20 protein-coding genes are annotated in these 22,305 nt (G+C 33.0%); 5 read left to right on the top strand and 15 right to left on the bottom strand.

Going from position 1 to position 22,305, the window contains the following annotated elements; translation table 11 throughout:
• Positions 1-6 precede the first annotated feature (6 nt).
• From ACQ654_RS16745 to ACQ654_RS16725, 5 genes are all read right to left on the bottom strand, one after another.
• On the bottom strand, positions 7-1,296 hold the full coding sequence (locus ACQ654_RS16745) for a hypothetical protein (RefSeq protein ID WP_430411497.1): 1,290 nt from the start codon (positions 1,294-1,296) through the stop codon (positions 7-9).
• Positions 1,283-3,475, bottom strand: coding sequence for a peptidase domain-containing ABC transporter (locus ACQ654_RS16740; RefSeq protein ID WP_430411496.1), 2,193 nt, complete (start codon positions 3,473-3,475; stop codon positions 1,283-1,285). Before ACQ654_RS16740 ends, ACQ654_RS16745 begins: the two co-directional genes overlap by 14 nt.
• A gap of 58 nt (positions 3,476-3,533) precedes the next feature.
• On the bottom strand, positions 3,534-4,103 hold the full coding sequence (locus tag ACQ654_RS16735) for a hypothetical protein (RefSeq protein ID WP_430411495.1): 570 nt from the start codon (positions 4,101-4,103) through the stop codon (positions 3,534-3,536).
• 1,098 nt (positions 4,104-5,201) lie between these two features.
• Positions 5,202-6,443: a serine hydrolase domain-containing protein gene (locus ACQ654_RS16730; RefSeq protein WP_430411494.1), complete on the bottom strand. Its 1,242-nt coding sequence runs from the start codon at positions 6,441-6,443 to the stop codon at positions 5,202-5,204.
• A gap of 25 nt (positions 6,444-6,468) precedes the next feature.
• Positions 6,469-8,457 carry a serine hydrolase gene (locus tag ACQ654_RS16725; RefSeq protein ID WP_430411493.1) on the bottom strand — a complete coding sequence of 663 codons (1,989 nt, stop codon included), beginning with the start codon at positions 8,455-8,457 and terminating at the stop codon, positions 6,469-6,471.
• Positions 8,458-8,679: 222 nt separating this feature from the next.
• Between ACQ654_RS16725 and ACQ654_RS16720 the strand changes: the two genes are divergently transcribed.
• Entirely contained in the window at positions 8,680-9,690 is a 1,011-nt protein-coding gene (locus ACQ654_RS16720; RefSeq protein ID WP_430411492.1) for a sensor histidine kinase, read from the top strand.
• Entirely contained in the window at positions 9,691-10,383 is a 693-nt protein-coding gene (locus ACQ654_RS16715; protein WP_430411491.1) for a LytR/AlgR family response regulator transcription factor, read from the top strand.
• Between the two features lie 188 nt (positions 10,384-10,571).
• Here the strand turns inward: ACQ654_RS16715 and ACQ654_RS16710 are convergent, their stop codons facing one another.
• Both ACQ654_RS16710 and greA read right to left on the bottom strand, forming a co-directional pair.
• Positions 10,572-10,964, bottom strand: a complete 393-nt coding sequence (locus ACQ654_RS16710; protein ID WP_430411490.1) for an HIT family protein — start codon at positions 10,962-10,964, stop codon at positions 10,572-10,574.
• A gap of 108 nt (positions 10,965-11,072) precedes the next feature.
• Positions 11,073-11,552: a transcription elongation factor GreA gene (gene greA / locus ACQ654_RS16705; RefSeq protein ID WP_430411489.1), complete on the bottom strand. Its 480-nt coding sequence runs from the start codon at positions 11,550-11,552 to the stop codon at positions 11,073-11,075.
• Between the two features lie 283 nt (positions 11,553-11,835).
• Between greA and ACQ654_RS16700 the strand changes: the two genes are divergently transcribed.
• Positions 11,836-12,279 carry a hypothetical protein gene (locus ACQ654_RS16700; RefSeq protein ID WP_430411488.1) on the top strand — a complete coding sequence of 148 codons (444 nt, stop codon included), beginning with the start codon at positions 11,836-11,838 and terminating at the stop codon, positions 12,277-12,279.
• A 466-nt stretch (positions 12,280-12,745) separates the two neighbouring features.
• Here the strand turns inward: ACQ654_RS16700 and ACQ654_RS16695 are convergent, their stop codons facing one another.
• Positions 12,746-12,979, bottom strand: a complete 234-nt coding sequence (locus ACQ654_RS16695) for a hypothetical protein (RefSeq protein WP_430411487.1) — start codon at positions 12,977-12,979, stop codon at positions 12,746-12,748.
• Between the two features lie 153 nt (positions 12,980-13,132).
• On the bottom strand, positions 13,133-15,520 hold the full coding sequence (locus ACQ654_RS16690; RefSeq protein ID WP_430411486.1) for a TonB-dependent receptor: 2,388 nt from the start codon (positions 15,518-15,520) through the stop codon (positions 13,133-13,135).
• A gap of 393 nt (positions 15,521-15,913) precedes the next feature.
• On the opposite strand from ACQ654_RS16690, the gene ACQ654_RS16685 reads away from it, so the two are divergent.
• Positions 15,914-16,174, top strand: a complete 261-nt coding sequence (locus ACQ654_RS16685; RefSeq protein ID WP_430411485.1) for a hypothetical protein — start codon at positions 15,914-15,916, stop codon at positions 16,172-16,174.
• A 74-nt stretch (positions 16,175-16,248) separates the two neighbouring features.
• Here the strand turns inward: ACQ654_RS16685 and ACQ654_RS16680 are convergent, their stop codons facing one another.
• From ACQ654_RS16680 to ACQ654_RS16655, 6 genes are all read right to left on the bottom strand, one after another.
• Positions 16,249-17,796 carry a DUF4301 family protein gene (locus ACQ654_RS16680; RefSeq protein WP_430411484.1) on the bottom strand — a complete coding sequence of 516 codons (1,548 nt, stop codon included), beginning with the start codon at positions 17,794-17,796 and terminating at the stop codon, positions 16,249-16,251.
• Positions 17,793-18,350, bottom strand: a complete 558-nt coding sequence (locus tag ACQ654_RS16675) for an AAA family ATPase (protein WP_430411483.1) — start codon at positions 18,348-18,350, stop codon at positions 17,793-17,795. Before ACQ654_RS16675 ends, ACQ654_RS16680 begins: the two co-directional genes overlap by 4 nt.
• On the bottom strand, positions 18,305-19,009 hold the full coding sequence (pnuC, locus tag ACQ654_RS16670) for a nicotinamide riboside transporter PnuC (RefSeq protein WP_430411482.1): 705 nt from the start codon (positions 19,007-19,009) through the stop codon (positions 18,305-18,307). Before pnuC ends, ACQ654_RS16675 begins: the two co-directional genes overlap by 46 nt.
• On the bottom strand, positions 18,993-19,253 hold the full coding sequence (locus tag ACQ654_RS16665) for a YkoF family thiamine/hydroxymethylpyrimidine-binding protein (protein ID WP_430411481.1): 261 nt from the start codon (positions 19,251-19,253) through the stop codon (positions 18,993-18,995). The genes pnuC and ACQ654_RS16665 overlap by 17 nt, the downstream gene beginning before the upstream one ends.
• A 159-nt stretch (positions 19,254-19,412) precedes the next feature.
• A complete protein-coding gene (locus tag ACQ654_RS16660; protein ID WP_430411480.1) occupies positions 19,413-20,138 on the bottom strand; it encodes a geranylgeranylglyceryl/heptaprenylglyceryl phosphate synthase in 726 nt (241 codons plus the stop codon).
• A gap of 10 nt (positions 20,139-20,148) precedes the next feature.
• Positions 20,149-20,787: a 4'-phosphopantetheinyl transferase family protein gene (locus ACQ654_RS16655; protein ID WP_430411479.1), complete on the bottom strand. Its 639-nt coding sequence runs from the start codon at positions 20,785-20,787 to the stop codon at positions 20,149-20,151.
• 136 nt (positions 20,788-20,923) lie between these two features.
• Between ACQ654_RS16655 and ahcY the strand changes: the two genes are divergently transcribed.
• A complete protein-coding gene (gene ahcY, locus ACQ654_RS16650) occupies positions 20,924-22,240 on the top strand; it encodes an adenosylhomocysteinase (RefSeq protein ID WP_430411478.1) in 1,317 nt (438 codons plus the stop codon).
• Positions 22,241-22,305 lie beyond the last annotated feature (65 nt).

Genomic DNA, 22,305 nt, shown 5'->3' with positions numbered 1-22,305 from the left:
ATAGCTTTACAACATGCTCGTGTTTTTTTTGAAGCTAACAGTCAAATAACCGATCAGTGTTTTAGAATCTATAATGACCGACATATTACCACTTTGCCCGTTCCGCAAGCGACGATAAACTTTGGGATTAGTATTTTTAATGGTAGCTGTAAAGGCATACCTACCTTCATTGTCTGTTGAAAGGCTAATGGTGTGTATTCGACCTTTTAATATTCCCCATTGATATGAAGGTAAAGACTCAAAATTGATCTTCCCAATCATATTTGTTTCAATTTGACCTATAATCTCACTATTCAGAAATCCCTTCGCAAACAATTTTTCTCTTGAGTATTCGGCTCTGTAAAGGATTTGACCGCTGATTAAACGTGACTGCCCTGATGAACGATATGTTATTACTCCATCTTTTTGCGCTTTCAGAATAAGACTATTTCCATCAATTTCAACGTTTCCGTATTGAAGTTCAAGTTCGTGTCGAGCTATCTCAATAGCTTGATATAACTTTTTAATTTTAATTTCATAATTTAATGTAGTAGCTGTTTCTTGGTTGCGAATTGGCACTAAAGACTCATTAATCCGTTCAATCTGAAGTTCATAAGATTGCATGTTCTGCAAATGATTTTTCATCAATACATCACGTTGCGCTAAAACTTGTTGATAGTTTCTTTTCACAGTTAAAAATTCTACTTGACTTATGACTCCTTTACGATAGAGCGTGTGGTTTTTTTGAAATAAAATTGTCGTATAATCAGCAGAGGCTTTAAGCGCTAGTTGTTCCGATTTGAATGCAGATAATGCTGCTTTACGTTCGGTCTGGATCGCTTTGATCAATGCATATTTTGCAGTCTGTTCTTCCTGTAAGCCAAGCAATGTAGATTCAAGCTGAATTGAATCCAATTGTACGAGTGATTGTAATTTCTGTTCTGCCTTTACGATTTGACTGATTAACGATTTGATTTCAGGTGATGTAATTAAGCAAAGTTGATCTCCAACAACTATAGAATCACCAAGACCAATATAATTTTTGAGTACTCTTACATCGTGAGAGAAACTCATTTCTCTAGTTTCGCCTTGATTTTCAATTACAACGGGAATAGTTACATAATTTGGAATCTTTAAGGTAATTGCAAGGATTAAGGCTAACACAAATAGGCCTGCACAAACCCATAGTACAAATGATTTGTGTTGTTTTCGGAGATCATTTAGAGGTCGATCATTGTTTTTATACAAATCATTGTACTGTAGCTCTTTAAGGTCGTGGGTATTGTTGTGATTGTTTTTTGATTTAGAAGTTGACATAGGTATTGATTAATTGATGATAAAGTCCTTCTTTTTTAAGTAGTTCTTCGTGGTGACCACATTCGGCGACTTCACCTTGGTCCATAACCACAATTCTATCGTAGTTTCTAAGAGTATTGATTCTATGTGCAATGGATATGATGATTTTGTTAGCAAATTTTTCCATAACATTGGTCAATATAATTCGTTCCGTTTCAATATCTAATTCACTACTAGCTTCATCGAGTATTATTACATCTGGATTACACACAAAGAGCCGAGCAAAGGCAAGTTTCAAGGTTTCTCCACCAGATAAGTTTGCTCCTTCATCACCTACTTTTTGGTTGTAACCTAAAAAATTATTCTTTATAAATTCATGAAAATCTGCCAACTTACAAGCTTCTATTATTTCCTCATTGCTTGCTTGCGGGTTTGCGTATAAAATATTCTCTCGTATTGTACCATTAAAGATGTAGACTTCTTGTGGAAAGAAGAATATTTTTTTTCTTAATACCGTGGGAGATATGGTTCGGATTTCTCGCGATTGATTTAATAAGATAGCGCCCATATATTCTGGATATAAATTTACTAACATTTTCACCAAAGTGGTTTTTCCTGCACCGTTGCGTCCTACTACTCCTATCTTCTCACCTGACTTAATTACGAGATTAATCTTTCTTAGTGTAAGTCGACCCGAATCTGATCCGTAATCAAAACTTAAGTTATCAAATGTGATGGTATTTATAGTTTCCGTCATACCCGGAAGTATCTTTGATTCTTCTTTAGGTTGCCGTAAAACATCATTTAATCTTGCCATAGAAACGGATAGATCAGCCATTTGAATCCAGAGTACGGCAACATTGTTCAAGGCATTCAATACAATGGTAAAAATGGCAATACAAGCCAAGTATTCTCCAATAGTTAACTCTTGATTAAAAGTCCAATAAGCACCTAGCCAGAAAACACAAATTTGAGTAAAGAGAAAGAGACTGCGTTGGATGGTAATGAATATTGTTTGCACTTTTTCTGCCTCAGACACTATATTTAAATTACTTCGGTATTCACGCTGCCAACTCATGAATTTTAATTGCCCTATGCTCAGTAGTTTTAGGGTGTTGATTCCCAAGAGCACATCTAGGAATTTACCCAGTACAGCAACATCTTTATAAAAGACTTTATTGGTTAAAGCTCTAATTTTTGGTAATGATAAAATTGCAACCATTAGAATAGTTGCCGATAAAATAACCCCCAAAAGTCCTAGTTTTATATTATAAACAAATAGCAGAGGAATGTAAATAACTACTAATAATAGATCGAAAATAGCTTGGAGCATCGCTGGATTCAATATTTGCCTTACGGTCATATTTTCTCTAAATCTATTTATAAAGTCTTCTCTTCTGTGCCGATCATAATATTGCTGAGAGAGCGAGATAAAATGTTTAAAATATTGACTAAAAAAATCATATTCTATAAGCACCTTGAGTTGAATCAAAAGAATATTCCTGAAATATAGAAACACCGTTTGTATGATGAATATAAAGAACAAACCCGCTAAAACTGAGTACAATAAGTTCAAGTTTTGATTTACAAGAACTTGGTCCACAATGGCTTGAGTGAATAATGGAATTGACAATCCGATAATTTGTAAAAAACAGGTAGTAAGAACAATCTGAACTAGCAGTTTGTAATTAGGCTTTAGAACGGGTTTGTAGAACCGTTTGAACATTGATTGGTTCTCTTTAACCTCATCAGCAACCAAATCCATCATATCTTTATTTTTAAAAATATTGTCCGTTGGTGTCAATGTGAGAACGGTGCCATTCCATTTGGTTAAAAACTCTTTCTTAGTGAATTTATCTTTGCCATAAGCTGGGTCTACTACCCATACATGCGTTTGGCTAACCTTATAAACAACTATAAAATGTACTCCTTCATAGTGTGCAATACAGGGTAAAGTAATGTCTCTGAGACCTTCATAGTCTAACTCATATCCTTCGGATTTAAATCCAAATTGCACTCCGATTCTCGCTAACGTGTAAAGATCTGTACCTTGGGTATCTACTCCTGCCATTTCAGCAAGAGCGCGTTGTATATTGTACAATCCATAATATTTGAAAATCATTGCTAATGAGGTAGTGCCACACTCCATCATTCCAGTTTGGATGATTATTGGGAATGGTTTATTTGCTTTTTTAAACATAGTTATTGTAAAAGAAGAAGTACCGATCCAAGCGAGAGCCTGAATCAGTACAAGATTACTAATTGAGTTGTAAAGCCTTCGTAAGTGATGCGTTTGCTACTTTATCTTGTAAATGTAAAATTCCCGAAGGAATACCATTAGCTTCTACAAAATGTTCACAATCGGCTGTTCCAGCATTTTTAAACACCAGATTATGCACTATGACATATTCCTGAACTTTATTCAATTGCATAGCCTTAATAACTATGCCCTCGCTGCCGTTGTCCAATACATCACCGACCTCCAAATTTTCAGCCTTTAAAACTGTTCCATCTTTAAGCATAAAAGGGTGATTGCTTGTGGTGATCAGTTCATTTTCAGAAGTTGCAATTTTACAGACTTCACCTTGCCAAAGAGTCACCGTTTTTCTAGATAATTCCATCCACTTTTGATTAATTGGATTCCAAATTTTGTCTATGGTTAAATCTATGTTTTTAATCATTTTTGAGCCATTGTTAGTCACGATCATGGTCTCTTCATGAAAACAACTTGTACCAGCACCACCAGGTGGAATTGGATCCCGTAATTGATGTGTTGGACCTCCAATAATTGTGCGCATACAGCCGTCGTTTAAAATCTTTTTTTTCATACTAATAATTTTAAAATGTGCCTACTCTTTTCTGGATTTTCGGCTTCTTCCATAAGCCAAATATATGTAGTAAAAATATGTTTATCAATTAGTTATAGTTGTGATTGATCAATTGTTTATGTGTGATTGATCAATTAAATTAAATTTGATCAAAGAAATTTCTGTGTATTTTGAATTGAGTAATTTAGAATGGTTTTCGGTGTCTACATCTACAATAAAATCAAGTTCTTATTTGACGGCTTTACGAAAACCAATGAGCATTCTTGCTCTTACATTCTTTCTGTGTGAAATAGTATCAGCTACTATTTTCCTTGAGAAATTATCAAGTACGGTGTGAACATAAAATTTGATGTGATGAATTGAGATAAAATCGATGATATCCATATACCACAAATTATGCAGATGTGGTAATTCAGGTAATTGATTTTGAAAAAGAATTCAAAACTAAATTACAAGGTTTTGATAACCGAATGAAATAAGAAATTGGCAATATTTATTCAATGCACAACCGCGGTATATTGATATTTCCGAATATTAAAAAAACATTCTATGAGATCAACGTAAAAATGAAATTGTAAACTGGTTGAAAATTTTTAATGGAGCACTAGCAAAGCATAGTATCAATAAAAAATTATTAATTGTCAACCGTATCAATGATGTACAAGTAAGTCTTAACAAAAATTAATAATTACGGAATGTTCATTAACGAACTGACTAATTACCTTTAAATCTTCAATCAAAAAGTTCGACTTTAGATACTTTGGGGTTGATATGAAAGACTTGTTAACACCTGTTTTAATAGAGTTTAATGCGTTTTGTAAAGTAAGAAAAATTTATCAAGAACTTCGTCTTCTTTAGTAGCTGAAAAATATAGTGTATCAAAATTAAAAGAAAACAAAATACCATATTTCTATCTTTCATTTATTGAAACAATACATAGAAATAAACAACTTAACAGTAAGTTTGTTGGTTTTTAATTTCAGTATTGCAAACATTTAAAAATAGTACTCATACAAGTATTAAAACTCTAAAGATCTAATTTTTAAATACTTACTAATACCAAAATATTTCATGTATTATATATTCTTATAGGTCATTTCACTCAAGATCAAACAGTCCTGATTTGGAAAGCTGTCGAGAAATGACATGAAGTTGATTGCTTTCACGATCAGTATTGGCAGTTCCGAAATATGCAATAACCAAATCTTTAGAAGGAGAGATATAAAGACCTTGCCCGCCATGTGCACCTTTGTAAAGATCGCCATCTTCGTAGACTGCTCCCCATTGATAACTACTATATATTATTTCTTCTGAATATCGCAACTTCTTTTTGAGATTTTTATTTACATTTCTGATTTTAGATAAATGCGCATCAGAAATTATTGGATTGGCGCTCTTTCGACCACTAGGCGTAAAAGCAAGACCAAATTTAGCAAGATCTCGAAGTGTTGTTGACATGCCATCGCGATATGAAACAGAAGTCCCATTAGTGTTGATTGCTAAAAGGGCACTATGTTCAGCCCCTATCTTTTTCCATATTTTTTGTTCCACAAAATCTTTAAAGGTAAGACCGCTAATTTTTTCAACTAATAGCGTTAATACCATAGCGTCGGCATTGGAATTTTGTTGCTCAGTTCCTGAAGGCTTAGTTGATTTTGTCATAGCGAATTCTTTAATTGGGTCTAAACTTTTTTCATATGTCTCAAATGGGCGATCAATTCCAGAACTCATGTTAAGAATATCAACTACTGGAACACCTTCCCAACCTGACCCTTTTAGGGCATCAAAGTAGTGATCAATGGGTTTGCTAGTATCGATTAAATGGCTATCCTCCAGAATAGCAATTGCAGTACTCACAAAAACTTGGGTTATTAACATATTAATATGCAAATCTGTTGGGAACATTCTTGGGTAGCCTTCAAAGACGATTGTGCCTTTATGAATTATAATTAACCCATTAACTTCTACTTGCTGTACATAGTCATTTAATGATAGTCCACCTCCTTTTTTTAAATCTGTTGACGTACTAAAATTTTTTACATCATCTCTTGGTGTTTCTTCTAGAATTTTTGGCGTATTTGACCTAAGTATACGCGAGTGTTTCTTTATTTCGGAAAAGTTTAAATAATAGTATCGTTCCAGATCACCATATTCGGTCCAATTTCCTCCTTCAAAAATACGTTTATGGAATCCATAAATTTCTTCTTTTGTAAATCCAGAATAATTATACGTTTCATATTTTGGGCTTGTAGTACTTAAGGCATCTGAGTCCTTTTTTTGTTCATTTTTACATGCAAGAAAAAGAAATATTAAAAGTAGTAGTCCTGTTATGTTTTTCATGGTTTAGATGTATTTTTTTGTGGAATTATTGTTTTACAAACGCTGGTATAATGATTTCAGAAATTTGAGACATTATTTTATCGTCTCTATCATGACCAGAAATTACAATTATTAAGTCAAGTTCTTCTATCACTATTACACGTTGTCCACCGCCTCCCCAAGCAAATGTGGCATCATAACTTTTAGTGCCTACCTTTACGAATGTTTGATACCAAAAATAACCGTAACGATAGTCTTTTGGCATCCAATCTTGAGTAGGTTTCACAATGCCACTGGTGGCTTTGGCAAGATATTCTACAGAAATAAGCTGTTCGCCATTTAATTTACCATTATTGAGAACCAAATTACCCAATTTGAGCATGTCGCGAGACATGATATTTGCACGCCACCCTGCTTCTGGCAAACCGCTAATATGATTTGACCATTTATAATTTGTAATACCGAGTTTATCAAGTAGCTCCCTTTTAATAAAGTCCTCTGCCGTTCCAGGAACCACGGCATCAATGACCGTCATCACCAGCATTGGATTAAAATTACCATACAAATAAGTCTGAGATTCGTCGGTTATAGGTTCGCTTTGCTCAAAAAGTGTCTGAACCAGCCCTTGACCTTTTAATCGAATTGAATCATTCTCAATTTCTTTCCATTTATCTCTGTCTATAGTCAATCCTCCGTGCATGGTCAATGCTTTATGAAGTGTAATTTTTTCGGCTCCTTTGGTGATTTTTTCAGGATCTACATCTTTTAGAAAACTAATTAAAGGTTTGTGTAGATCTTCCATAGATAAATACCCCATTTGAATTGCTCTACCCAAAACCAAACTAGTATACGCTTTTACTGCTGATGCTTGTCCATGAGGCAAATTGATACGCCCTTTTTTGTAATAGGATTCAAAAACTAATTTGTTTTTATGCGAAATGAGTAACGCATCATAGTTACCATGTTTACCATCAAAAATATCTTGAGAGAGTTTGAGGATTGCGTTTCGATCATTGCTACTCACCGCTAATGTATCAACAAATATCCCATCTTTTCTATCTTCTGGTGTTATGCTAATAAATGCATTATTGAGATGCGGCATATCCCAGAATGAGACATCATAATTATCACTTGAAACAGGACTCATCAAAGATGTCAACCAAGCTATACTGCGAACTGCTGTCATAGGGAATGCAGTTCCATGATTACCCTCAATCACTTCTTTATGTACGGCTAAACCGCCATCTCTTCTATCTTTTAATAATTTAATAAATTCCTCAATAGGTTCAACCATCTCTTCTTCTAATGAACCATAAGCAATAAAAACATTCGCATTCAGACTCGATTTTCTATTTGACGCATCAAAAGGTCCAAATTTCGAATTTAGTTTAGTTAGATACGGAACATCATTTTTGATCGATGGACTTCCAAGAATGTAATTATTAAAGATATCTGGCTGTGTCAATAGTACATAAGCACCAAATTCTCCGCCCATTGAATACCCAAAATAGGTGCGACTATTTAGGTCAGTTCGATAGGTATTGTCAACATAGGTAATGACATCATTGCGAATAAAGTCTATATGTTTATCAGCTTGCCCTAATTGATATTTTGCTTGAATTTTAGGTTTATTTGATTTGCGACTACTATAATCTCGAAACCGACTCACGTGTGTTCCTCTCTCTTTTTTCAGGTCTTCATTGATATCTAATTGCCAAGAAATTCCAACTAAAATCACATCTTCTAGCATGTATTCTGTTGCCCCAGATAGCATTTCGCGATGCCATGTAGCGTCCGTATAATAAAGAACAGGATAGGTTTTATTAGTATTCTCAGAATAATCTTCGGGCAATTCTATATAAAGCTCATAGTTTCTTTCTGTCTTAGTATCTTTTATTGGAATGACTTGAATATGCGGTAATACTAAGGAAGTTCCTTCTCCATTTGATGTGAACTCTTTTACACTATTTTCCTGTGCAAAGACAGTATTAAAAGACAAGATTATTGTCAATATTGATAATTTAGTAATTTTCATGTTTCCTTCTTTTTTTAATTGAATAACTGAATTATTAAGGCTTTACTATAATTCAATGGTTAGATAAAAATATAGTATAATCCCTGTTTAATCGATTATATAGGATAAACCCAATAATTAAATGATAAAGTCATTTCGTCATTGATATCAGGCTTTTGTATAATAATTAGGGAGGTTTGCATGTATAGATACTATCTTTATTAGAATTTAATAAATGTGTTTATGATTAAAAAGTCATTAAAGAATACAATCCTTATAAACATAGGCGCTTTTTTCTTAGTGCTTATTCTTGAACTAATGAGCGGATGGATATCTATAGATCGATATGATACGCCTTTTTCTTTTTTTTTATGGGCACTTAACTATGCCATTAATATTATGGCAGTTATATGGGTAAATCATTTTGTTCTCATTCCTTACTTTTTTGATAAGAAAAAATATTTTATATACGGACTCTTACTCATTGGGTGTATATTTATTGTGGCATATTTAGAAGCTTATGATAAAAACAACTGGTCCGGTGTTACTAAAACTTTTTTGTTTCATTTTTATACAACTGGAACAGGAATGGCCGCTTTCTTTTTAAGAAGGAATATAATCATACAAAGAGAAAATGCTGAGAAAGAAAAATTACAAAAAGAGATGGAGCTTAATTATCTAAAAGAGCAGGTGAATCCTCATTTTTTATTTAACTCATTAAATAGTATTTATGCCCTTTCCAGACAGCAATCACCCGAAACTCCAGATCTTGTCATGCAGCTCTCAGAGTTAATGCGATATCAACTAGAGAGTTCTAAAAAAGAGACCGTTTTATTAAAAGAAGAACTTGAGTTTGTAGAAAATTATTTGTTACTTGAAGAAAAAAGATTGAGCAAGCGTTGTACTATTGAATTTTTAATAAGTGGAGATTTATTGAACTTAAGGATTGCTCCTATGCTACTTATTCCTTTTGTTGAAAATGCTGTAAAACATGGTGCGCAAAGCACTAATGAACTCAGTACAATTGATGTTTCCGTAGCTATAAAAAATACTACGCTTCATTTTGGTGTGCTCAACTCAAAGCCTTCGATGATTTCCACATCGAAAAGAGAAGGAATGGGTCTTGAAAATGTAAAAAGACGTTTAAACCTTTTATATCCTAATTCTCACGTATTAGAAATTGAAGATACCAAAGAAGAATATCGTGTAAATTTATCTATTGATTTAACAGTTTCAATATTAAAAAAATTGTAGATGATTAAAATTGGCATTGTAGATGATGAAATATTAGCACGCAAAGTGTTAGAAGAGTATTGTTCTAAAATTAACAACTTTGAATTAGTAGTAAGCACAGGAAATCCACTTGAATTTGTCAATTTCATGCAGCAAAATGAAGTTGATCTCATCTTTCTAGATATAGAAATGCCTGAACTTAGTGGGATGGAAATTTTGCGTTCTATGATAAAACCTCCTAAGGTTATTTTAACTACAGCGTATTCTGAGTATGCATTAGAAAGTTATAACTATGATGTTGTAGATTATTTATTAAAACCTATAAAAATTGAACGCTTTTTGAAAGCAATAAACAAAGTTTCAGCTTCAAAAATAACACAGACTAAAAAAAATATAGGAAATGAAGAACTTCAAATAAAACATGATGGAATGCCTGTTAATATTTCATTTAAATCAATTCTGTATATTCAGAGTTTTGGGAATTATTTAAAATTATTTACAGATTCAAGAATGTACCTAATCTCTGAAACACTTATTAATATTACAACATTATTATCTGAGAATTTCCAACGTACACATAAATCATACATTTCTAATTTGGATAGAGTTACAAAAGCAACCAAAACACATTTATTCATTGAAAATAATAAAGTTCCAATCAGTGCTATGTATAAGGTTCTTGTTTTTAAAAAACTGGAAAGTTTAGCTAAATGATAAGAGTCTTAACAAAAATAAAAGTCAGTTGTAATTTTAAGACGCAATTAATAAAACGGAATGTTCTTTTATAAATAAGCCAATAGCTTTCAAAAAGTTCGACTTTATAAGTTTGCTCTTAGATATACTTTTTTGATTGTTTGGAAGAAATACTTTTACATTTAAAATTTAACATGTAGCATACTATATTACGAAAGTTCAGCACGAATCTTTGCTACAATTTCTTGAAATTCTTCTGGAGTTAATTTTTGACTGTTCCTAAAATCCATGCTTTGCATATTTTGTAACGGAATCAAATGTACATGTGTATGTGGCACTTCGAGTCCAATAACCGTCATACCAACACGTTTACACGGAATTGCTTTTTCTATGGCAATGGCTACTTTTCGCGAAAAACGCATTAAGCCCATATATGTTTCTTCCGACAGATCAAATATTTTATCCACTTCCTGTTTTGGAATACACAATGTATGTCCAACTGTATTTGGATTGATATCTAAAAACGCAAAATAGTTTTCATCTTCTATGATTTTGTATGATGGAATTTCTCCATTTATTATTTTAGTGAAGATCGAAGGCATGGGCAGTAATTTTATGTGGTTCTAAGATAAAAAAGTTCTTTGTATAAATGCAAAAAAATCCTTTTTTAACATGTAAGAAAGGATTTTTTATGATTATGTTTTGATTCTTTATTCGCCTCTAGTAATTTCGAGCACTTCAAAGTTCATTGTTCCGTTTGGCACTTTTACCTCAGCAATTTCTCCAACAGATTTTCCTAATAGGCCTCTTCCAATTGGAGACGTTACCGAAATTTTCCCATTCGCTAAGTCAGCTTCACTTTCAGCAACTAACGTATAAGTCATTTCCATTCCGTTCAGTGTATTTTTGATACGAGCTGTAGAAAGTACTAATACTTTTGAAGTATCTAATTGACTTTCATCAATGATACGTGCACCTGCCAACACTTCTTCCATTTTAGAAATTCGCATCTCTAACAGTCCTTGTGCTTCTTTTGCCGCATCGTACTCTGCGTTTTCACTTAAATCGCCTTTGTCACGTGCTTCAGCAATATCTTGAGAAGCTTTAAGCCTTTCAACATTTTTTAAGTGATCTAACTCGTCTCTTAATTTTTTTAATCCTTCTGGTGTATAATAAGATACTTTACTCATAATTTCTTCGTTTTCTATCTATTCACATGTAACTAATCCATAATATAAGTAGATAAGCTTTTAGTTATAGAACACAAAAAATCCCATCGAACACGGGATTTTGTAAATACAAATATAAGAAAATATTTAAAGTCCTTGCGATTGTGATTTTTAAAAAATGATTTTATGTAACTTGCGAGACGTAATTTTTGCACTTGCTTGACGTTATGTAAAAATAATATTGCAAATACTCGCTTTTGACTTTTTTTACAACCTAATTAAAAATATAATTTAATACAAATAGATGAAACGTTTCTTGATTTTATGTTGTGTACTCACAACTTTCCTTTCTTGTAACAATGATGATGGAGGAATTAACAGCAATCCTTACATACCAAATGCTTTGGTTCAATTTCAGATAAATTTAAATTTACCACAATTTGATAATTTGAGTTTCGCTGGCGGATCTACATATATTGGAAATGGCGGCGGCGTTCGTGGCTTTTTTGTGTTTAATTTATCTGGAGATCAATTTTTAGCTTGGGAAGCAAGTTGCCCAAATCATATTCCAAGTAGTTGTTCAACTATGGAAATTAATGGCGTATTGGCAATGTGCGACTGTGAAGATTATGAATACAGCTTGGCAAATGGTCAGTTACTAAATCCTGTTGAAGGCGCAGATAGTTTTCCGATGGTTAATTATCGTATTTCTAAATCTGGTAATGTATTAACGGTTTCGAATAATTAAGATATAGACATAGTATTGAGATATTCTAACTAATATATAAACTATAAAAGCGACTCTTTCAAGTCGCTTTTCTTTGTTTTTAACAAGCTACATTCCAAGAAGAACAACCTCTTGAGTTATCAGGATCTCCTGGCTCTGGAGCTGACTCACATAAACCAACAAATGAACAAACTAATTGACTTGTTAACCCTGTCGTGATTGGTATTGTACTAATAGTAGCAGTATCTCCTCCTTTTACCTTTTCTACATCATCTATCCTTGAGATGTTTATTTTATTTAATGTTAAATTTTAAATTTCTTTTTTTTCATTGTAATACGTTTTTGATAGTTAATAATTTTACAGCTATAAGATTCTCAAGTATCATCCAATAAACAGTTCTCGGGATTTATGAATTTCTTATATTTTTTTCCATAAAAAAAGTGACTCCCAAAAACGCTTTTGAAAAGTCACTCTTTATCCCCTTTATTACTGATTACAAGCAACATTCCATGATGGACAACCTCTGGTATGATCACAATTGTCCGATGGCGGTGGCGGACAACCACAAGATCCTGCTATATATGAACAAGCTACTCGACTTATGATGTAAGTAGTAACTACACAAGGTCCTGTTGTTGCTCCTACAATCTCTTTTGGCGAATTGATTTTGGATACTTTTATCTTGTTTAACGATAAATTTTTAATTGACTTTTTTTTCATTTTTTCTATATTTTAAAGTTAATGGAATAAAGCTACTTTCATTTTTTGAACATTCAAATAAAGGCTAGTCGTGATTTATATATATCGTTACATTTACGTATAAAAAAAGCGACTCTTTCAAGTCGCTTTTATAGTTTATATGATTGTGTTTTTCTAGAATTTCAAGGTCATCCCTACTAAAAAATTTCTGGTAGCTTGCGGATAAAATCCAGCGCCTTCTTGAGTTATTGTCGTTCCTGGGTTTGTCCAAGTATCATCAAACGTAAAAAAGTATCCATTTGACACATATTCTACACCAAAAATATTATTTATCAATCCTGAAAAAGTAATCGATTCAAAAATTGAATTTACTTTGATTTCGTATGTTAAATTTAAATCGTTGATGAAATAACTGTCTAATTTTGACACATCCGAATCAATATTTCCCATGTATTGTTCTCCAACATATTTAGACAATAAAGATACTTGAAAGTCGTCAGATGGCACATATGTTAAGATATTTCCTGCTACGAAATCTGGTGAAAAAGAAATATTTGTATTTCCTAAATTTACCAAACTTCCATCTTTAGATGTTACGAAGTCTTTGTTTTTATTCGTACTTATTGCCACATTTGGACGTACTGTTAGTTGCTCGCTTAGTTTTATTGAAGCATCAATTTCTAAACCTAAACGGTAACTTTTACCACTATTGGTACGCAAAGGTGTTCCTGTATCGTCCAACGCGCCTGTTAATACTAATTGATCGTTGTACAACATATAATATGCGTTTGTATTTACCGTAAAGTTTTCGCCTTTCCAACGCCAACCCAATTCAAAGTCGTCTAATTGTTCTGGTTTTACAGCATTGTTGTTTTCAAAATCGCTTCGGTTTGGCTCTCTGTTTGCTCTTGCATACGAAAAGTATAAGCTATTGCTAGAATTCATTCTGTAATTAATCCCAGCTTTTGGATTGAAGAATGTAAAATCTTCATCAATGTTAAATGCCACTAAATCAGAGTTTATTCCTGTCGTTTTGTAACTTACGGTACGTAATTGTAAATCACCAAATAAGCTTACTTTGTCGTTTACACGAATTGTCGCTTTTGTAAAGAAACTGAGTTCGTTTTTCTTTGCATTTCCTTCGTAATAACGATCTCTAATTTCGCTATCACTTGCAAAACGCGCCCAAATTACTTCTCCAAAATGATCTCCATCATAGATTCCTAAAAACGCACCAAAATCCATATCAAGACTGCCTTTTTTGTAGTTTGCATTTGCATTTACCACATAAAAATCATTATCTAACCAACGTCTACGAATTAAATCTGTTTCATTAATTGTAGTTCCGTTCATTACAATTTCTTCAAAACCATATTCAGCAAAAGGCTCATCTTCTTTATATTGCTCAAAGAAACCTCTTCCTTCTGTATAGTTTAAACCTAGATTTGTTGTCCAGTTTTCTGAAAGTTTTTGATTCCAGTGAAATTGATAGTGATCTTGTCTGTAGTTATCAACTTCATTGTCATGAAAACGCACATTTCCATTTTCGTCTGTATATTGTCCTGAAGGATTGAATGTTCTGTTTTCACGTAATGTTGTTTCATCAATTCCATTCCAAGCTTGATATGTAATTTCATGTCCGCCAAAAGCCAGTGCTTTTAGTAAGGTATTTTCATCTACAAATGAAGCTTGCAAAAAGTACGAGCTTAAGTCTGAACTTGCACGATCAATATATCCGTCAGATTTTATTTTAGATAAACGACCTGCCAACTCAAAGTTGTCATTTAGTTTTCCTGTACTAAATTTTACGGTGTGTTTTCTTGTATTGAAACTTCCAAATGTGTTTGAAATTTCTCCGTTTGCTTTTTCAGAAGTTGCATCTGTTAACAAACTTAAACTTGCTCCAAAAGCTCCTGAACCGTTTGTAGATGTTCCAACTCCACGTTGCAACTGAATGCTTTCTGTAGACGAAGCCATATCTGGTAAATTTACCCAAAATGTCCCTTGACTTTCTGCATCATTAAACGGAATTCCGTTAATGGTAACATTTACACGTGAAGCATCACTACCACGCACACGAATTCCTGTGTATCCAACACCAGCTCCAGCATCAGACGTTGTAACTACAGAAGGCATAAAGTTCATTAAAACTGGAATGTCTTGTCCAAGATTTCGTTTTTCAATTTCTTCTTTTTCAAGATTTGAATACGTAATTGGAGAATCGGCATTTACACGAACAGCCGAAATTAATACAGCGTCCAAGGCTTCATTTTCTGCGCCAAATGTAAAGTTTACAACAGTATCTTTTGTAATAGTTACTGTTTTTTCAATAGGTTGTGAAAGCATACGTACTGTAATAGTGTATGTTCCATTGGAAAGTTTTAAAGCATACTTTCCATCAATATCAGAAACGGTTCCGTTGGTTGTTCCTTTTACCAAAACAGTGGCACCAGACACTGGTTGTCCTGATTCATCTGAGATGGTTCCTGATAGTGTAAAATTCTGCGCCTGCATACTGACTGAGAGTACAAAAAGGCATAAAAAAGCGAATAAATTCTTCATATTCGTAATACGTTTTGTTACGAATAAAAGGGGTAATTATTCTTGATTAAAATTAATAAATTATTTTTGACAGACTATGACTGTCGGCATACCAAACCTTTCTAAGGAAAGCTTTAGTTTGTCCCTTGGCAGCATTACCTGCCCAGGTTCATTGGGTATAATCTCAGCGTTTTGAATATGATTCAAATTGCACCCCTTTGAGATGGTGCAAAAGTAATTTAGTTTTTTGAATTCTGCATTGTTTTTTTTAAACATTTATTACACAATATCTAATTCATTTATTTCAATTATAACTTTATTGAAATTACACACATGTTGTAGGAAAAATTTCTTTTTAACATTTTTATATACTGAAAATCAGTACTTTTAATACATAACCAAAATATTTTAATTATGAAAAAACAAAATTTTCAAAAAAAACTGATGTTAAAAACAACTCAAATTTCAAATTTATCAAATCCTAATGCAATTTTTGGGGGAAATATTGCCGTTGGAGGAAATATTCCAATACGACTGACTGAGAATCCGTGTATTATTTCAGATATGAATACGTGCCAAACCGTCACAGAACCTATTAAACTTACGGAAGCTATTCGTTGTACACATACTATCGGAAATGGACAAGATGGAAATGGTAATCCATGTACTTTTTAAAGAGAATATAGTTTAGTACAAATATCAAATTGAGCGCAGTCGAGATTTAAAAAACAGTTTACTTTTCGGTTGCGCTATTTTATTTGATGTGTTGGTTTTAATAAGTCGTTGATGGTTTTTACAGGATTGAATGTAACTAATGGAACTTCAATAAAAATTGTGTTCCAAAACGCCATTGCACCATTCCACAAGCCTGGCAATTCTAAGGCTTTTATTTTTTTACCACTTTTCGATTTTGAAGCGATGAAGTATGATTTTTTATCAATGAATTGTGTTAAATTGTATTTGTTTCCTTGATAATCTTTTACACCGCAAACAATATCTACAGGATTGAAATGCGTTGATTTTTTTAAGATACTTTGATGGTAATCGTTTTTTCGATCTATTTGTGCAGATTCTACTATTTGTAATGAAATTGAACCATTTTCATGTTTTACCCAAAATGGTCCGCCACCAGGTTCACCTTCATTTTTTACCATTCCACACACACGAATAGGTCTGTTTAGTTTTTCGATGAGATATTCTATTTGATATTTTCGAGAATATTTTTCAAATTCTTCACTGATTTGCACATTTAAAGCTTCAAAAAGGAAGTGTAAAATAGTATTAAGTTCTTCATCAGAAACGCCATTGTGAAGCATTTCTATAAATTTAAATGCCTTTTGTTGCAACTCAATGAGCTTTCCACCTAAAATCTTTTTATGACGCGAAATTTCATCCTCATATGTATTTACTACTACATTATCAATGTTTTTAATGAAGATTAAATCGGCATCAATTGCGTTTAAGTTTTCTATTAAAGCGCCATGTCCGCCAGGTCTGAATACTAATTCGCCATTAGTATCTAAAATAGGTCTGTTTTTCAAATCAACAGCTATTGTATCTGTACTTTCAGATTGATAGGAATATGAAATTTCAAATGTACACTTCGTTTTTCCTTCTATATGATTTATTATTTCCTGTTCTTTTTTGATAAATTTATCATAGTGCTGTTGTGATATTGTAAAATGAAGTTTCGATTTTCCATTTTGACACGCATAGCTTGCAGCTTCAAATAAGTGTTCTTGAAAAGGTGTAGATGTGTGATTTTTGTATTTGTGAAAAGGCAGTAATCCTTTTGGGTAGTTTCCGTAATTTAATCCTGCTTCTGCTACTAAAGTTCGAGCAAAGTCATAGTTAAAAATATCTCCATTTTTGATACGATCTAATTCCGTTTTATTCATAAATTTCAAAACATCATCGTAAAAAGGCAATTTTTCTGAACCAATGAAAAATAATCGGATTTCAGGTGCTTTTTCTTTATTGATATATGAATTAATGGAATCTTTTTTTGGATTGTATGTATCTAAGAATTTGTATAGAAACTTAAACATACGCGTTGCCGCTCCGGAAGCTGGCGTAAATTTTAGAATATCTAGTTTTTCATGTTCTTTTTCATAGATCCTCACATACGTTGTTTCGGCAGTTTGATCTAGTTTTAGAATTCCACGATCTATACTTGCATGTTCAGTAATATCTACATATGGAATTTTTCTGCCAAACTTATTTATTTGTTCTTCCACTTGAAGCACTGTAAGTCCTTTTGCTTCTATTTGTTGAATGTGTTTGTCTGAGAATTTCAATAGTTTTCTAGTAGTTTGTCTATTGCTGTAACAGCTTTTTGAAATCGTACCATAGGATTTCCTGTGAGCAACATGTATGGTTGGTTATAGTTTTTTAAGGTTGCTTGAAATTCTAAAAATGCAGTTTCTCTTTTGTTGGGCAAATCTCGAATTCCATCTGCTTTCCAAGGCACATCAATATAAGTTAAAAAATATAAATTTGCATTATTTTTTAGCACATATTTTTTGAGTGTTTCGCTTTCAAATTTAGGATAATATATACGTGCATAGGTTAGTGTTTCAAGGATGTCGGTATCGCAAATTAATATTGGATTTCCTGACGCTTTGCATTCTAAACGCAATTGTCCTTTTGCAATTGGCAATACATCTTCTGAAGTTAGTGTTTCGCCTTTTTGTTGTTTCGCTTCCGCGTAGATGCGTGCATACTCAGGCACATACACAGCATTGTAGTGTGCTGAAAGTTGCTTTGCCAACGTTGTTTTTCCTGTAGATTCAGGTCCAAAAACAACTATTTTGAAGCTTCTATTGCTTTGTTTTTCAAGGTTTTTCTCCATGCGATGTAACCAAAGATGGCTAAAATTAAGAAAATTGTGAATTGTATTGCTGTAAACCCAAGTCCTTTTACAAAATATAGCGGAACTGAAATGATATTTCCAAAGATCCAGAAGAGCCAGTTTTCTATTTTTTTCTTCGCCATTAACCACATTCCTGCAAAGAAAATTCCTGTTGTAAACATGTCAAGATATGGCGTAATGTTTCTTATTTCTTCAATTGAACCAAGGTTTGACAACACTAAATCTATCGTTTCTTGCACGTCTAAATGTGTGTCAATCATTTCATATTGCACGTATACAACATAAGTGAAAACAGCCGTAAATATGAAAATTCCTATCGTTTTTAGTTTGTCCCAAAAGTTGGTTCGTGAGATTTCGAGCTGTGAATCTTCGCGAACGCGCGTCCATAAATACCAACCATACACACTCATAATAGAGTAATATATATTGATGATCATGTCGCCATAGAGTATGAATTTATAACATAGGTATATATAAATAATTGTACTAACTATTCCTGTTGGATATACCCAAATTTTTTCTTTTTTGGCAAACCAAACGCTCGCAATTCCGAATACAGCAGCGGCAAATTCCAAGAATATGTCTAACCAAATAGCTTCTTTGTAAGGTTCTAGGAAAAAATCAAAAAGTTGGCTCATAGTTACTTCTGTCAGATTTTACAATTTTCATTGTTAATAGAATGTTGTTTTCGTTTTCAAATGCAGTTTTTACTTCAGACGTTAGTAGTTTCATTATTCCATCATAATCACCATAAATTTGTGTACTTAATGAATTTTCCAAAACGGTATATTCAGAAGTTCTGAGTTTTTTGATGAAGTTGATAATTGGTGTTTCAAAGTCATCTTGCAATGGTGTTAAGGTTAGTTCTACTGATATGTTCATAATATTTCCTGCGAAGGCAGGAATCTTTTTTTAGTTAAACTTAATTATTGTGTATCTGTTTATTCGTTTCAAAAGTACTTCTCGATACAATTTTCTATCTATTTCGACTGCGCTCGATGTGACGTTTTAAGTTTCAAATTGCAATGTCACTTCTCAATACTAAGGACTCAATTCTATTAAAAAGTCTTCATTTTCTTCAAAAGCAGTTCCGATTACGACTAAATCTGCGCCTGCTCGAAATGCCTTGTTTACCTGTTCTTTTGATCGAATTCCGCCACCAACTATTAACGGAATTTGTAATTGATCGGATACTTTTTTTATAATTTCTGGCGCAACCATTTTTTTAGCGCCACTTCCTGCTTCTAAATATATGAGTTGCTTTCCCGAAAATTGTCCTGCTAATGCTGTGTGCAAAATTACAGTTTTTTCTTCTTGCGATATTGGTTGTGTGTTACTCACACGTTGCACAGCCGTTTCTACGTCACCATCTATTAATATATAACCAGTTGGAATAATTTCTAAGTTGATATCAATTAGTTTTGAAACCGATTGTATTTGTTGTGTTATTAAGTATTCAGGATTTCGTCCAGAAAGTAAAGATAAGAATAGAATTCCGTCTGCAGCTTCCGTTATTTGCTCATGACTTCCAGGGAAAATTAACACTGGTAAATGGGTATGTTGCTTGATGGTTTTTGTAACGTTTTCCATCTTTTTTTCTTCATCGGTACTTCCACCAACAAACACATGTGTAATGATAGCATTGTGTACTTTTTTGAAAAATTTAGGAATGTGATCAATTTCAATCTTATCAGGATCAACCAAAACAGCAACTAACTTTCGCTTGTCTTTTTTTGCTTGAATGATGTCGTTATATAGTGTTTTCAATACGATTGTTTTAACGATTTTCTTCTAAAGCATATACACACGTAAATCCTTCAAACTCTAAAAAATCTAGTGAATAGGTTGCAATTTCTTTTCCGTAATATACGGTTCCTTTGGTTTTGGAAGCTTCTATAGAAAAATCGTCTATATCTATATGTTTTAGAAAACTTAGTCCTTTTTTGGCAAATACTTTATAGATTGATTCTTTTCCGCCCCAAACGATCGTTACTTTTCGAACCAATGCTTCATGATTGGCTATCGTATTGTATTCTTGTAATGGTGTAAATTTATGAGCAATTCGTAATATTTTGTCACGTTGCATTTCTATGTCTATTCCAACCGGAATTGAATCACTTACAATAATTGCTGAAAAGTTAAACGAATGTGTAATAGAAATATGTTTTCCGTCTTTTAAATGTGGTTTTCCAGTTGAATCATAATACAAATCAAAATCTGTATATCCTAACTCAGCCAACAAATGACGCACGCTCAGAAATCCACGTTGATGAATTTCAGAACGCATTTTATGAAGTCGTTCTTGACAATGATTTGTTAGTGTAACAACTTTATTTAGCGCTTCAAAAGATTCTTCTATCTTCCAAATCAGCACTTTAGTATGTTTATTTACTGTTATAGTTTTGTAAAGAGACATTATATTAAAAAGTTATTTAGTACCTTTGCACTCGCAAACTTTTAGCACGTGGCAAGCGTTGTAAAGTTACAAAGCGAATTTAAAAATATTTTGGGTCACAACCCATATTTATTCAAATTATAAAAAAAGAAAAAGTATGAGCACAAAATCAGTTCCTTACGTAGCGTATAAAGTTAAAGATATTTCTTTGGCAGCATGGGGAAGAAAAGAGATTGAGTTAGCCGAAGCAGAAATGCCAGGATTAATGAGTCTTCGTGAAGAATATAAAGACGAACAACCATTAAAAGGTGCAAGAATTGCAGGATGTTTACACATGACAATCCAAACTGCCGTTTTAATTGAAACTTTAAAAGCACTTGGAGCAGAAGTTACTTGGAGTTCTTGTAATATTTTCTCAACACAAGATCAAGCTGCTGCTGCTATTGCTGATGCTGGAATTCCAGTATATGCATGGAAAGGAATGAATGAAGAAGAATTTGAGTGGTGTATAGAGCAAACGTTATTCTTTGGTGAAGATCGTAAGCCTTTAAACATGATTTTGGATGATGGTGGAGATTTAACAAATATGGTTTTGGATCAATATCCTGAATTGGTTGAAGGAATCAACGGATTGTCTGAAGAAACGACTACTGGAGTTCACAGATTATACGAAAGAGTAAAGAATGGTACGTTACCAATGCCAGCAATTAACATTAATGATTCAGTAACTAAATCTAAATTTGATAACAAATACGGATGTAGAGAAAGTGCTGTAGATGCAATTCGTAGAGCTACAGATGTTATGTTAGCTGGAAAAAGAGTTGTTGTTTGTGGATACGGAGATGTTGGAAAAGGAACTGCTGCTTCTTTTAAAGGTGCTGGAAGTATTGTAACAGTTACTGAAATTGATCCAATTTGTGCGTTACAAGCTGCAATGGACGGTTTTGAAGTGAAGAAATTAGAAAATGTTGTTGGAAACGCAGATATCGTAATTACAACTACTGGAAATAAAGATATCGTTGTTGGAAAGCATTTTGAAGCAATGAAAGACAAAACGATTGTTTGTAATATTGGACACTTCGATAATGAAATCGACGTTACTTGGCTAAACGATACTCACGGAAATACGAAAGTTGAAATTAAGCCACAAGTTGATAAATATACTATTGACGGTAAAGATATCATCTTATTAGCTGAAGGACGTTTAGTAAACTTAGGTTGTGCTACAGGTCATCCAAGTTTTGTGATGAGTAATTCATTTACAAACCAAACGTTAGCTCAAATTGAACTTTGGAAAAACATTGACAAGTACGAAAATGACGTGTATATGTTACCAAAGCATTTAGATGAAAAAGTAGCACGTTTACACTTAGCAAAAATTGGAGTTGAGTTAGAAGAGCTTTCTCAAGACCAAGCAGAATATATTGGTGTAACGGTTGAAGGACCTTTTAAGCCAGAATACTACAGATACTAAAAAATCTGAAAGTAAAAAATAGTTTAGAAACCCTTTGTCATATGGCAAAGGGTTTTCTTTTTTGT

Origin of the sequence: Kordia sp., from assembly GCF_965283645.1 — a bacterium.
Lineage (GTDB): Bacteria > Bacteroidota > Bacteroidia > Flavobacteriales > Flavobacteriaceae > Kordia.
The sequence above is the reverse complement of the archived record's forward strand: the minus strand, read 5'-3'. Positions and strand labels throughout refer to the sequence as shown.

Bases quoted from the DNA above. Each gene is read 5' to 3' on its own strand.
- ACQ654_RS16655 (WP_430411479.1), bottom strand. From the start codon at position 20,787: ATGTCTCTTTACAAAACTATAACAGTAAATAAACATACTAAAGTGCTG.
- ACQ654_RS16695 (WP_430411487.1), bottom strand. From the start codon at position 12,979: ATGAAAAAAAAGTCAATTAAAAATTTATCGTTAAACAAGATAAAAGTA.
- ACQ654_RS16675 (WP_430411483.1), bottom strand. From the start codon at position 18,350: ATGGAGAAAAACCTTGAAAAACAAAGCAATAGAAGCTTCAAAATAGTT.
- ACQ654_RS16735 (WP_430411495.1), bottom strand. From the start codon at position 4,103: ATGAAAAAAAAGATTTTAAACGACGGCTGTATGCGCACAATTATTGGA.
- ACQ654_RS16710 (WP_430411490.1), bottom strand. From the start codon at position 10,964: ATGCCTTCGATCTTCACTAAAATAATAAATGGAGAAATTCCATCATAC.
- ACQ654_RS16715 (WP_430411491.1), top strand. From the start codon at position 9,691: ATGATTAAAATTGGCATTGTAGATGATGAAATATTAGCACGCAAAGTG.
- ACQ654_RS16730 (WP_430411494.1), bottom strand. From the start codon at position 6,443: ATGAAAAACATAACAGGACTACTACTTTTAATATTTCTTTTTCTTGCA.
- ACQ654_RS16685 (WP_430411485.1), top strand. From the start codon at position 15,914: ATGAAAAAACAAAATTTTCAAAAAAAACTGATGTTAAAAACAACTCAA.
- ACQ654_RS16700 (WP_430411488.1), top strand. From the start codon at position 11,836: ATGAAACGTTTCTTGATTTTATGTTGTGTACTCACAACTTTCCTTTCT.
- ACQ654_RS16745 (WP_430411497.1), bottom strand. From the start codon at position 1,296: ATGTCAACTTCTAAATCAAAAAACAATCACAACAATACCCACGACCTT.
- ACQ654_RS16665 (WP_430411481.1), bottom strand. From the start codon at position 19,253: ATGAACATATCAGTAGAACTAACCTTAACACCATTGCAAGATGACTTT.
- ACQ654_RS16725 (WP_430411493.1), bottom strand. From the start codon at position 8,457: ATGAAAATTACTAAATTATCAATATTGACAATAATCTTGTCTTTTAAT.
- ACQ654_RS16720 (WP_430411492.1), top strand. From the start codon at position 8,680: ATGATTAAAAAGTCATTAAAGAATACAATCCTTATAAACATAGGCGCT.
- greA (WP_430411489.1), bottom strand. From the start codon at position 11,552: ATGAGTAAAGTATCTTATTATACACCAGAAGGATTAAAAAAATTAAGA.
- ahcY (WP_430411478.1), top strand. From the start codon at position 20,924: ATGAGCACAAAATCAGTTCCTTACGTAGCGTATAAAGTTAAAGATATT.
- ACQ654_RS16690 (WP_430411486.1), bottom strand. From the start codon at position 15,520: ATGAAGAATTTATTCGCTTTTTTATGCCTTTTTGTACTCTCAGTCAGT.
- ACQ654_RS16740 (WP_430411496.1), bottom strand. From the start codon at position 3,475: ATGTTTAAAAAAGCAAATAAACCATTCCCAATAATCATCCAAACTGGA.
- pnuC (WP_430411482.1), bottom strand. From the start codon at position 19,009: ATGAGCCAACTTTTTGATTTTTTCCTAGAACCTTACAAAGAAGCTATT.